Raw genomic sequence first — 12,784 nt, 5'->3', positions numbered from 1 at the left:
CGTACATCCCTCGCCCGATGACCGGAGGGCGAGCTACGAGAAGGCCCTCGCGAAGCTCCAGGCGGACGAGGTCGTCCGGAGGATCTGGCGCCGCGACCACACGGTCTGGAGCGACTCGCCGGACGAGATAGCGAACCGCCTCGGATGGCTCGACCTCCCCGAATCGATGGCGGCCGATGTGGTATGCATCTCGACGCTCCGTGACGAGCTCCGCGGGCTCGGATGGGACCGGGCCGTGCTTCTGGGGATGGGCGGCTCGAGCCTGGCGCCCGAGCTCTTCGCGAGGACGTTTCCGGGGGACGGACGTCTCACGCTCAGCGTACTCGACAGTACCGACCCCGCGGCCGTGCTCGCCGTCGACCGGAGCGTCGACTACACGAAGACGCTCTTCATCGTCGCAACGAAGTCGGGCTCGACGGCAGAGACGGTCTCGCTCTTCAAGTACTTCTACGGACGTGCGAGGGACGAGGTGGGCGAGGAGGCGGCGTCCCACTTCGCGGCCATCACCGACCCGGGCAGCGCGCTGGCGGAGACGGCCGACGACCTGGGGTTCCGGGCGACGTTCCTGAACGACCCGGACCTGGGCGGCCGGTTCTCCGCTCTCTCGTTCTTCGGGCTCGTGCCGGCGGGGCTCATCGGCGTCGACCTCGAGGGACTCCTGACGCGCGCCATCGACGCGTCGAACGGCTGTGGGCCCGACGTCCCGATCGAGGAGAACCCGGCGGCCCTGCTCGGCGCGTTCCTGGGAGCGCATGCCATGGAGGGGTGGAACGTCCTCCGCCTCGCGATGTCGCCGTCCGTGGCGGGCTTCGCCGACTGGGTCGAACAGCTCCTCGCCGAGAGCACTGGGAAGGACGGACGGGGCATCGTGCCTGTGCCCGTGGTCAGGCCGCTCGAGGCAGTGCGCAAGACCGACCGCTGGATGCTGGCCGAGATGCACGTCGAGGGGGAGCAGCAGTCGACCCTCCGAGGGGTCGACTGGTCTTTCGTTCCAAAGGCCCAGCTCGCGCTCTCGGACCCCTACGACGTCGGAGGTCAGTTCTTCATCTGGGAGATGGCGACGGCTGTCGCCGGGCACATCCTCGGCATCCATCCGTTCAATCAGCCGAACGTCGAGTCCGCGAAGGTCCGGGCGCGCGAGGTGGCCGAGGCGTACCGTCGCGACGGGAGCCTGCCGGAGCTCGAGCCGGCCTTCACGGACGGGGGAATCAGCGTCTTCGGAGACGCTGCAGACGAGAGCATCGATGAGCTGCGGGAGCGGTTCTCAGAGGTCGGCGTTCCGTCGCGCTCTTCCGAGGACTCCGACATGCCGTACCGCTACGCTGCGTTCCAGGTCTACCTGCCGCCGACAGCCCGGCACGACGAGCTGCTGGAGGCGCTCTGGGAACGCTGGGCTAGGACCCTCTGCCTGCCTGTCACCGTCAGCTACGGGCCCCGCTTCCTGCACTCCACCGGCCAGCTTCACAAGGGCGATGCGGGGAAGGGGCTCTTCTTCCAGATCACGGCCGACCACGCGGAGGACGTCCCGATACCCGACGACCCCGGTTCGAAGTCCTGCACGCTCTCCTTCGGAACGCTCATCGACGCGCAGGCCATGGGCGACATGCAGGCGCTCGAGGACGCCGGCAGAACGGTCGTACGCTTCCACCTCGGGAGCGATGTCGAGGGTGGCCTCAGGAGACTGGCCGGGATCGACGCGGCATGACCGGCCGCCGTGTCCGAGCCCACGTCGGACACGGCTGCCCGGTTCCGGCGTACGACTCTTTTCGCGCGAGCGCCGCCCAGTCGAGCCGCCCGCCCGGGCCGCGCGACCCCCGGCGGGCCTACGCCTTGTCCCAGCCCTCGCGTTCGCTGCGGTGGGGACCCTCGAAGATGTCCGGGAGCGGCACGGTCGAGATGACGCGGCGGAACTTGCCGCGCGGCGAGAGGGGGATCTCGTCGACGGTCTCGAGGACGACGCGGATGTCCGGGCCGAACTTCGTCTGGAAGTACTTCACGAGTTCCTCCCGTTCATCGTCGGTGAACGGTTCCTCGCGGACGGCCCGCGCGTGGATCTCCGATGGGTCGTGCTGGATGAGCTGGGCGCGCTGAATGCCGGGTACCAGAAAGGTCCAGTACGCCAGAGAGATCGGCGGCATCACGCGGCCGTCGGCCGTCACCAGGACGTCCTCCTCGCGGGTCGTGATACCGCCCAGAAGCGGCAGCTTCCTTCCGCACGAGCACATCCTGTCGGTCGTGATGACCGTGTCGTTGAACGCGTAGCGGATGAACGGCATCGCGTAGTTGTGGAGACTGGTGGCGACGAGTTCGCCCATCTCGCCCGGAGCGACGGGCTCGCGATTCTGGTCGAGCACCTCGACGATCCCGTACTCCCTGAAGATGTGGTGTCCCTCGTGCTTCTCGCACTCTCCGGAGAAGGCGACCCTCTCCGACTGACTGTAGCCGTCGAACACCTCCGCCTCGAACCGTTCCTCGATGAGCTCCCGCTCCGCCTGCATCAGCGGCTCCCCGGACGTGAAGACGCAGTCGAGCGGGAGCGTCTCGCCGCTCGCCTTCAGGGAGCACGCGATGAAGTAGGCCGTGGACGGATACGCCTCGAGAGCCTCGATGCCGCGGCGTCGAAGCTCGGCGATGTAGACGGGCAGGTTCTCGGCGCTGACGTGGAGCGGCGAGAGGAAAAGCTGATTCCAGGGGCGGTTGTACCGCCAGAAGGGCGGCTTGCTGCGCTCGACCGGTACGACGGGGCGGCCGAGCGATGTGGCGTACGGCCGCCCGAAAGCGAAGTCGGCCCAGTCCCGGATGCGGAACGAGCAGGCGTGGTTGGCCATGCAGACGTTCCAGTCCCAGACGAGCTCGAGCGGCGTCCCGGTCGTGCCGGAGGTGGTCGTACCGCGACGGTCCTTCTTCGGCACGGCCGTCGAGAGCAGGTCGTGCGGCCGCGCGCGCACGGTCGCGCGCTCGAGGACCGGCATCTTCCAGAGGTCCTGCCTCCCGCGGACGTCGTCCGGCCGGAGCCTCTCTCGATCCATCACCTCGCGGTAGTAGGGGACGGTCTTGTAGGCGTGAGCGACGAGCCTACGGAGGCGCTCGTCCTGCCAGGCGGTCATCTCCTCGTAGGAGTACCACTGCGACTCGTCGAGCAGCTCCATCCACGCGTCGAACTCGGGCGTGAAGCGCTCCCTCAGAATGCGGGCTCCGTGCCACGAGATGATCGCGCTCTGGAGCGCGGCGGGGAGCTCCCCGTAGATGGCCTTCTGGGTTGGGTTCATGAACCTCTCCGACGGTGGCCCGTTGAGCCTAAGCTCCACGACTCCATTCGTCAAGGAGCATGATTCGCGCCGGAAAGGGCATCACGGGGCAACCTGGCCCGTGTCGCGGCAGGGGAAGTGTGCGGAATGTGTTGTTGTGCTGCAACTTCTTGCGCTATCACAAGATATGTGATATACTCCGGATGCTGCCGCACCGTGGCTCTCGGGCACGGTCGGCTCTCGCTCAGAGGAACCCGACCACACGGAGGGAGTGGAGAGGACCCCGGTGCTGGAAGGAGGGACATGCCCCGGGGCAGAAGCCGTGCGCTGAACCACTGTCGTGGACCAGCGGTGCCCGTGTGGGGCTGATGAAGGGTGGGGCGGCACCCGAACAGAGGGAGACAGGAGAATGAGAGCTCTATTGGTCGCTGTCATCGTTGCAGCGTTGGTCGTGCCCGCGTCCGCCGACTGGTTCCCCGATGACCCGGCGAAGTGGGTGCAGCTGCCTGATCTCTCAGAGACAGGCATCGATGTCAACGCGTCGGACGGGTTCATCCTGGCCGACGATTTTCTTTGCACCGAGCAAGGCTACATCACCGACATTCACATCTGGGGTTCGTGGCTCAACGACATTCTGCCGTACGGCAACGACCCCGCCGCCGTCCGCTTCACCCTGAGCATCCATGAGGACATTCCGGACTCCGTCAGCGGCACCGGCTACAGCATGCCCGGGGAGGTCCTCTGGGTCGAGGTGTTCGAGCCCGGGACGTTCATGGTCCAGATCTGGCAGGACGGCCTGATGGAAGGCTGGATGGACCCGCCGGAGTTCTACATCTACCCCGGAGACACGATCTGCTGGCAGTACAACTTCCTCATCGACGAGCAGATCGCGTTTTTCCAGGAAGGCACGCCGGAGACCCCGAAGGTCTACTGGGTCGACGTCAAGGCCGAGCCCCTGGATCAGCAGGCGCACTTCGGCTGGAAGACGTCGCTCGACCACTGGAACGACGATGCCGTGTGGGGTCAGGGCGAGGAGCCGTACTACGGTCCCTGGTACGAGCTCCGGTACCCTCCGGAACACCCCTTCCATCCGGAATCGATCGACCTCGCGTTCGTGGTCACGAGCGAGGCCGTCGAGGACAGCATCGACTACGGCGACGCCCCGGACCCGACCTATCCTACGCTCATTGCGTCGAACGGCGCAGCGCACACCATCGTTCCGACGGTCTTCATGGGCAGCTCGGTCGACGGTGAGCTCGACGGCCAGCCGACCCCGATGGCCGATGGCGACGACAACGACGGAAACGACGATGAGGACGGCGTCACGTTCACCTCGCCTCTCCTGCCCGGCCAGCTCGCGACCTACGACGTCGTCGCGTCGACGCCCGGCTATCTCGATGCGTGGGTGGACTTCTATATCGACGGTTCGTGGACCACGGTCGACCGCATCGCAACACAGGTGCCGCTCACTGCCGGACTGAACTCCCTCACGTTCCCCGTGCCGAACGACGCGGGGTCGGGCATATCGTTTGCGCGGTTCCGCTTCTCGTCACAGCCGACGGCCGGAGGGCTCGCGCCGACCGGGCCGGCGAGCGACGGCGAGGTCGAGGACTACGAGGTCATTATCGACGAGGGCGAGCCGTACAAGTGGCTCCAGAACCCGGACCTCAGCCGGACCGGCATCGATGTCAACGCGACGTTCGACTTCGTTCTGGCCGACGACTGGCTCTGCACCGAGCCGGGCCGGATCGACGAGATCCACATCTGGGGGTCGTGGCTGGGGGATTACTACCCGTTCAATGAGGACCCGAGCGCCGTCGATTTCTTCCTCAGCATTCACGCGGACATACCGGCCTCGGAGAACCCCGAAGGCTACAGCATGCCGGGCGAGGTGCTCTGGGAGTGGGCCTTCCCCGCCGGCTCGTTCGTGGCGGTTCCGTACGCCGAGAACATCACAGAGGGTTGGATGGATCCGCCCGACGTGTACAGCTATCCGGCCGACTGGACCTGCTGGGAGTACATCTTCCACATCCCGCCGGACATAGCGTTCCACCAGGTCGGCATGCCGGACAGCAACGTCGTCTACTGGCTCGACGTGCAGGCGATGCCCCACGACCAGGTTGCCCTGTTCGGCTGGAAGTCGTCGCTCGATCACTGGAACGACGACGCCGTCTGGGGGCAGGGCATCGAGCCCTACCAGGGCCCGTGGTTCGAGCTCCGCTACCCGGCCGGTCCGTACGTCGGGGAGTCGATGGACCTCGCGTTCATGCTCAGGAGCCACTACGGGACCGGTGTCGGTGAGAAGAGGTACGACCGATTCAACCTCGAGCAGAACGTGCCGAACCCGTTCAACCCGGCGACGACGATCGTCTATCAGGTGCCGTCCGGCGGCGGCGACGTCAGGATCGAGATCTACGACGTCAGCGGGCGTCTCGTGACGACGCTCGTGGACGAGCACCGACCCGCCGGCCGTCACGAGGTCTCTTGGGTCGGCAGGGATGCGAGCGGGGACGAGGTGGCTTCCGGTGTCTACTTCTGCCGCATGAACGCAGGCGGGGAGAAGATGACGAGGAAGATGCTGCTTCTGAAGTAGGGCGAAGCAACACGAACTATCCGTTGGAGGAGAGGGTCCCCGGAAGAGCTCCGGGGGCCCCTCCGCCTGCCCGGCCGTGCACCTTCTTGTCGCAGGTGCCTCATCGGTGTCTCCGACCGGGACGAACCGTTCCCAAGCACTTCCGTGAGCGGACGGGGAGAGGAAGGAGAACAGCGATGAGGGCGATCATGGCGGTCACGCTGGTCGCGTTTCTGGCGGTCCCCGTTGCGGCCGACTGGGAAGACGGGATGCCCGCGAAGTGGGTGCAGATGCCGGACCTCTCGACGCTCGGCATCGACGTGAACACGTCCATGGAGTACATCCTGGCCGATGACTTCCTCTGCACGGAGGAGGGCCTTATCACGGGCATCCATCTCTGGGGATCGTGGCACTACGATCAGATTCCGTACGGGCAGGACCCCCGCGAGGTGAAGTTCGTCCTGAGCATCCACGCCGACATCCCGGCCGACGAGAGCCCGACCGGCTACAGTATGCCCGGTGAGGTTCTCTGGTACGAGACCTTCGACAGCGAGCAGTTTGCCGTGCGCATCTGGCAGGGCGACATCGTCGAGGGGTGGATGGACCCTCCCGAGTCGTACGAGTTCCCGGGCGACTGGACGTGCTGGCAGTACAACTTCACCATCGACCCGGCGACGGCGTTTCTCCAAGAGGGAACGCCGGAGAACCCCGTGGTCTACTGGCTTGACGTCAAGGCCATCCCGAACGACCAGGAGACGCGCTTCGGCTGGAAGACGTCGATCGACCATTGGAACGACAACGCTGTCTGGGCGGTCGGTGACGAGCCCTACAGCGGGCCGTGGGAGGAACTCGTCTACCCGCCCGGGCACGAGCTTGTGGGGCAGCCGATCGACCTGGCCTTCGTAATCGAAGGCGAGGAGGGCCCCGACATCTACGACTTCGGCGACGCACCCGACCCGACCTACCCGACCCTCATCTCGAGCTGCGGCGCCGCCCACACGGTGGTGCCCGGTGTGATGCTCGGTGCGAGCATCGACCTGGAGTCCGATGGACAGCAGGACCCGAACGCGCTCGGCGACGACAACGACGGGACCGACGACGAGGACGGAATCTCGTTCGTGACACCACTCATACCGGGCTACACGACGCACTACAACGTCACGGCGTCGGTTCCCGGATACCTCACCGCGTGGATCGACTTCGACGGCGACGGTACCTGGACATCGGGCGCCGAGGAGGTCGCGTCGACGCTCTCGATACCGGCCGGAACATCCGGGCAGAGCTTCGCGGTGCCGGCGAGCGCGGTCCCCGGACAGACGTTCGCGCGGTTCCGCTTCCAGACGGCCTCCTACTCGCTCACGCCGACGGGGGCGGTGTCTGACGGTGAGGTCGAGGACTACGCCGTCGACATCGCTGCCGGCATCGACTTCGGTGACGCGCCCGATCCGCCCTACCTGACGCTCGCGTCGAGCTGCGGGGCGAACCATGTGATCATCCCGGGGGTCATGCTGGGCTCGAGCATCGACGATGATGCCGACGGCCAGCCCGACCCGAACGCGCTCGGCGACGACAACGACGGGACCGACGACGAGGACGGCATCGTCTTCGGGACGCCCCTCGTGCCGGGACAGACGGCGCAGTACGACGTGACAGCGTCCGTGGCGGGGTACCTGGACGCCTGGATCGACTTCGACGGCGACGGCACGATGGCGATGACCGGTGCTGAACACGTGGCGACGGTCCAGTCGATCGGCGCGGGGACGACGACGCTCAGCTTCCCGGTGCCGAATGACGCCGTCTCCGGTCAGACCTTCGCCCGGTTCCGGTTCCAGACGGCCTCGACCGGGCTCTCTCCGCAGGCCAGCGCACCGGACGGCGAGGTCGAGGACTACGAGGTCTTCATCGAAGAGCGCGAGCCGTTCAAGTGGCTTCAGAACCCCGATCTCAACTGGAGCGGCATCGACGTGAACGCGACCGCTCCGTTCGTTCTCGCAGACGACTGGCTCTGCACCGAGCCGGGACGGATCGACGAGATCCACGTCTGGGGTTCGTGGCTCGGCGATGTTCTTCCGTTCACGCAGGATCCGGCGGCGGTCGACTTCGTCCTGAGCATCCACGCCGACATCCCCGCAGACGCTAATCCCGACGGGTACAGCATGCCGGGCGAGCTTCTCTGGATGCAGTCCTTCCCGGGCGGGTCGTTCGATGTGGTCCCGTACGCCGAGAACATCGAGGAGGGGTGGCTCGACCCGCCGGACCTCTACACCTTCCCGGCCGACTGGACGTGCTGGGAATACACCTTCGCGGTTCCGCCGGGCGAGGCGTTCCACCAGACGGGCACGCCGGACAGCGGCGTCGTCTACTGGCTCGACGTGCAGGCCTTCCCGCAGGACCCCGTTGCCTTCTTCGGTTGGAAGACGTCGCTCGACCACTGGAACGACGACGCCGTCTGGGGAAGCGGCGACGAGCCGTACCCCGGGCCGTGGGATGAGCTCCTCTATCCTCCCGGTCATCAACTGTTCGGGGAATCGATCGATCTCGCCTTCATGCTGAGGAGCCATTACGGCACCGGCATCGGTGAGAAGGGGTTCGACCGATTCCACCTCGAGCAGAACGTGCCGAACCCGTTCAACCCGGTGACGACGATCGCCTACCAGGTGCCGTCCGGCGGCGCCGACGTCAGGATCGAGATCTACGACGTCAGCGGGCGTCTCGTGAAGACGCTCGTGGACGAGCATCGACCCGCCGGCCGGCACGAGGTCTCTTGGGTCGGCAGGGATGCGAGCGGGGACGAGGTGGCTTCCGGCGTCTACTTCTGCCGCATGAACGCAGGCGGGGAGAAGATGACGCGGAAGATGCTGCTTCTGAAGTAGGGCCCGTCGATTTGACAGGAACCGCGCGACAACGCGGACAGACCCCCGGCCTCGCACGGCCGGGGGTCTGCTTGTAGCAGCAGTTGCCGAAGGGGACTAGCGGAGCAAGAGGACCTTCGTCGTCAAGGAGGTCCCGTCCGCCTGAGCGCGAACGACATAGACGCCGGACGCGCAGCGCGTGCCCGAGCCGTCGCGGCCGTCCCAGGTCAGGACATGCTCGCCTCCCGGGAGCGTGTCGCTCGCCAGGGTGGTCACACGGCGTCCCTGAATGCTGTAGACGGCCACGTCGACACCGGCGGGGCGGGGCAGCGTCAGGAGCAGCGATGTCCGGTCGGAGAAGGGGTTCCTGGAAGCGGCGGCCAGCGAGAACCCGGTCGAATGCCCGGGCACGCCCGTGCCGTCCGAGGCCAGCGCGCTCAGCTGAACCGTCAGGTCGGCGAGCGCTCCCGCTCCCTGAACCGAGGAATCGTCGGCCGCTTCGAAGGTCAGCGTCGCAACGTACAGGCTTCCGGGTGTGGCCCCAGACGTGTCGAACGCGATTCCGTATTCGGCCGGCGACGAGCCGACGAGCGAGGGACTGAAGCCACCCTCGAACGAGAAGCGGCCGCTTCCGGTGATCGTCCCGGCACAGACGCTCAGCGCGGCGTTGGTGGCGGGCGCGTAGTCGAGGTTCCACACGGACACCGTTCCCGCGGCGACCGACTCCAGCTCGACCAGTCCGAGGTCGAGCGTGTCGGACAGCAGCTGCGTGACCGCATCGAGCGACGGCGTCGCGTTGTCGACCACGAGCCCGCCGAGCGCGACGGTGTGGAGCGGCGCGTCCGGGTCGTCGGTCGCGATCTCGAGTGTTCCTGAGCGTTCGCCCGTCGTCCCGGTCACCATCGAGACCGGGTGGTCGTCCGACGCGCCGGCGGGCAGCGAGAAAGGACCCGCCGAAGTCGAGAACCCGCTCGGAGCCGCCAGCGAGTAGTCGAGGTCGTCGGCAGGAGGCGTGGCGAGGTTGGCGACGCTGAGATCCGCCGAGACCGACGCGCCGACGATGGCCGTTCCGAGGTCGAGCGCGTCCGGGGCGAAGAGAAGCGAGAAGGTCTGGAAGTCAGCAAACACCGGGAGGTGGTCGGCGGCGTCATGGATGGCGTCGGCGATGGTATTGCCGACGGCGTAGTTCGTGCCCTGGTTGATCGCGATGTTGAAGTGAAGGCCGTCATTGCCGTAGGCCGTGTACGTGCCGTCGATGATGTCGAAGCCCTCGCCGTCCTCGCAGACCGCCGATACGAGGAGCTGGTCGAAGCGGTCGTCCATCCCACCGTTGGCCCCGCCACCGAACTGCGTCGTGCGCGGCGACTGCGTGTGGACGGCCGCGAAGGCGGAGTTGGAGTACCACGAGCCGGGCGTGTCGATCGGATCGAAGGAGCGGCCGTCGTTGTCCGCCTCCGAGCCCACGAGCTTCTGGTAGGCGCTCTCGCTGCTGGAGCGGATGTTCAGGTCGGCGCCCAGGATGAAGTGCGAGTCCGCGGGGAGTGCGTTCAGGTGGTTTCGCAGGATGGTCGCCTCCGCGAGGCGCTTCGTCTGGTCGGAGGAGGACGACCCCGCCTTCAGATGAAGCGAGTAGACGCGAAACTCGGCCGCGCTCGACGTATGGTCGACCGGCCGGAGGACATACTCGGAGATATCCCTGAGCGCGGTCGGGATCTGCTGCGTTGAGACGAACGAGACGACGTCGGGTTTGTAGAAGAGGGCGTTGTCGGTGTCGTATCCGTTGACGAAAGGAGCAGCCGCGTACGTGCCCGGTTGCCCGTCGTTCAGGATGTTGTTCAGGAACTGGTTGACGCCCGACTGGCTCAGCATCTCCTGGACCACCAGGACATCCGGGTCGGCGTTCGAGAGGACCGTCCTGAAGTCCGGCTCACGGGCGGTGCCGGTCGAGCCGGGGAAGTTGAGAATGTTGTATGTGCAGACCCTGATGGTCTCGGCCCGGACGCCTTCACCCTGCACACAGAGCAAGACGATCCCGAGCAGGAGAGCCAGCACGATCCGGGTCGGGGAGCGCATGACGCCTCCAGTCAGGGGTGGATACAGAAACGCCGGCCGCTGCGGCCGGGCACCCATTGAACACCTTCTATGATACCACAGGTAATGCGGCGCGTCAATCGACACGGCCGGCGCCACGGTCATCCCCGCGGACCGTGGGGCAGCCTGCAGGCTCCTGTCACCTCCGGCCGCAGTCACCCCGCGGGTTGTTCGTGCATCGGCGGTGCGTTGTCGTGTATGCTCTCAGGGTTGCCTGTTGTCGCAAGCAGGAGGCCCTTTGACCGCGACCCCGAAGCGCACCGTACACGACGAGGTCCACACGTGGGACCGGGGCCTGGCCTCGGTGCTGTCGCTCGTCCTGAGTCCGCCGACCCTGACGGTGGCCTCGATGGCCATCCGGGCCGGCACGCTCGACGGCGCGAGGCTCTGGATCTGGGTCATCGTCTACGCCGTGGTCGGCATGGTGCTTCCGCTCTCCTATCTCTATCGTCAGGTGCGGCGGGAGTTCGTCAGTGACTTCGACCTGCGGGTCAGGACCGAGCGGGTCAAGCCGCAGCTCGTCACCGCGGCCTCGCTCTGCATCGCTTGGGGCATACTCTTCCTCGGTAGGGCGCCGGGTCAGATGATCAACCTGGCATCGACGCTCTTCCTGCTCTCCGTCGCCATCCTCTCAGTCACGCTCCGCTGGAAGATCAGCATGCACTGCGCGGCCGCCGGGGCCGCAGGAACAGTGGTCGGGCTCGTTCTGGGCCTCTGGTGGCCGCTCGTCGCGGTGATCCTGGCCGTCGGCTGGGCACGTCTTCGTCTCCACCGGCACACGCCCGCTCAGGTCGTCGCGGGCTCCCTCCTCGGTATCGGCATGGTCAGGTTGGCCGCCGGGCTGATCTGATTCTCCGCTCACTGTCCACTTCGTTGGCGTTACTCCTGTACAACATGCTGGCGCTGTGTTCACTCCTTGTGCGTTTCTATTGAGTAACTCTCAGTCCTGTCTCAGGTTGCGGCGCCGGTGCGTGCGCCATGCATCCTGCTGGCACACCTGATGCATTTATGGCGGGTCGGCAGACGGACACGACGTCCTTGAGCGGCGCACAGGCGGCCACCACGGCGCCGGAAAGCAGGAGGCTTGAGACCGCATGCTGCCATAGGAATCGCACTTCTCATCATCATCTCACTGACCGCGCGGGCGGGCGACGCCACCTCGATCACGGCCGAGCTGTCCTCCGGAATCCGCGCGAGCTTCAAACACCGCATCATTGTTGAACAGGAAACGTGGCCATCGGCTCTGATGGAAACGCGGGCCGGCCGCGCGATGCTCAAGCTCGAACGTGCAGGCGGGTTCCGCCTGCACGTTCGCATTCGTGAGAACCCCGACGACTATCTCATCTGTGTCATCTACGTCGACGGCGGCGCGGGCCTCGTGCTCGACGAGACGTCCCGCTTCGCCCTGTTCTACGATGGGACGTGCGTCGAGAGCACGGAGATCCTCCTGACCGACAGCCCCAAGGAGTACGAGGTCTGGAGCACGCTCCAGACGCCCGTCGTCCTGACCTCTGAGAGCACGTTGTACGCGAAGGTGCGAAGCGGCGGGTACCTGACCGCGGTTCGCTTCCCGAAGGGTGCCCTGCCGGACGGCAACGACTGGGTTCCGGATAGGTTCGAGCTCAGGAGGGGAGGTGAGCGCAATGAAGAGGCTGATGTCGAAGATCTCGCTGGGTCTCCTGATCGTGGCGACGACGCCGGTTGTGTGCCTGGCGGCCGCGAATCCTGATGTCGAGGAGACCATGTGGGACTGGCTGGTCCGGATCTTCATCTGGGCGGCCGGTGGGTGGTTCACGTACTAGTGCCGGGACGGTTTCACGCCCCGGGAGGGCGATGACCCACTGATCAAAACTCCCGCACCGGACGAGGGTCCGGCAAGCGGCTGACCCGCACGGGATCGCGCATGCGCGCGGTCTCGTGCGTCTTTGCGTCAGGTCCCGCTGGTTCCGGCATCCGTGGCGGCCTCCACGCGGCCCGTACACCTTGAAGCGGCCGCTCAGTTATGGTAGACTGTCAAGTGG

The 12,784-nt window shown here is 66.3% G+C and carries 7 protein-coding genes; 5 read left to right on the top strand and 2 right to left on the bottom strand.

Annotated features, from left to right (window positions below):
- Positions 1-1,705, top strand: a 1,705-nt coding sequence (locus GF405_05025; GenBank protein MBD3367522.1) for a hypothetical protein, incomplete at its 5' end; no start/stop codon positions are given.
- 118 nt (positions 1,706-1,823) lie between these two features.
- On the opposite strand, the gene GF405_05020 is transcribed toward GF405_05025, so the two are convergent.
- Positions 1,824-3,269 (bottom strand): hypothetical protein, encoded by a 1,446-nt coding sequence (locus GF405_05020; GenBank protein MBD3367521.1) that lies wholly within the window; start codon positions 3,267-3,269, stop codon positions 1,824-1,826.
- Between the two features lie 388 nt (positions 3,270-3,657).
- Between GF405_05020 and GF405_05015 the strand changes: the two genes are divergently transcribed.
- Both GF405_05015 and GF405_05010 read left to right on the top strand, forming a co-directional pair.
- Complete coding sequence (locus tag GF405_05015; GenBank protein MBD3367520.1) at positions 3,658-5,841, top strand: T9SS type A sorting domain-containing protein; 2,184 nt, start codon at positions 3,658-3,660, stop codon at positions 5,839-5,841.
- A gap of 176 nt (positions 5,842-6,017) precedes the next feature.
- Positions 6,018-8,693 carry a T9SS type A sorting domain-containing protein gene (locus GF405_05010; protein ID MBD3367519.1) on the top strand — a complete coding sequence of 892 codons (2,676 nt, stop codon included), beginning with the start codon at positions 6,018-6,020 and terminating at the stop codon, positions 8,691-8,693.
- 96 nt (positions 8,694-8,789) lie between these two features.
- Here GF405_05010 and GF405_05005 read toward each other — a convergent pair whose 3' ends face one another.
- Positions 8,790-10,868, bottom strand: a complete 2,079-nt coding sequence (locus GF405_05005) for a choice-of-anchor D domain-containing protein (protein MBD3367518.1) — start codon at positions 10,866-10,868, stop codon at positions 8,790-8,792.
- A 133-nt stretch (positions 10,869-11,001) separates the two neighbouring features.
- Here GF405_05005 and GF405_05000 point away from each other — a divergent pair, with 133 nt between their 5' ends.
- Together GF405_05000 and GF405_04995 are read left to right on the top strand one after the other, a co-directional pair.
- Positions 11,002-11,613, top strand: coding sequence for a hypothetical protein (locus GF405_05000; protein MBD3367517.1), 612 nt, complete (start codon positions 11,002-11,004; stop codon positions 11,611-11,613).
- 234 nt (positions 11,614-11,847) lie between these two features.
- Entirely contained in the window at positions 11,848-12,492 is a 645-nt protein-coding gene (locus GF405_04995; GenBank protein MBD3367516.1) for a hypothetical protein, read from the top strand.
- Positions 12,493-12,784 lie beyond the last annotated feature (292 nt).

Source organism: Candidatus Effluviviaceae Genus V sp. (assembly GCA_014728125.1).
GTDB lineage: Bacteria > Joyebacterota > Joyebacteria > Joyebacterales > Joyebacteraceae > WJMD01.
The sequence above is the reverse complement of the archived record's forward strand: the minus strand, read 5'-3'. Positions and strand labels throughout refer to the sequence as shown.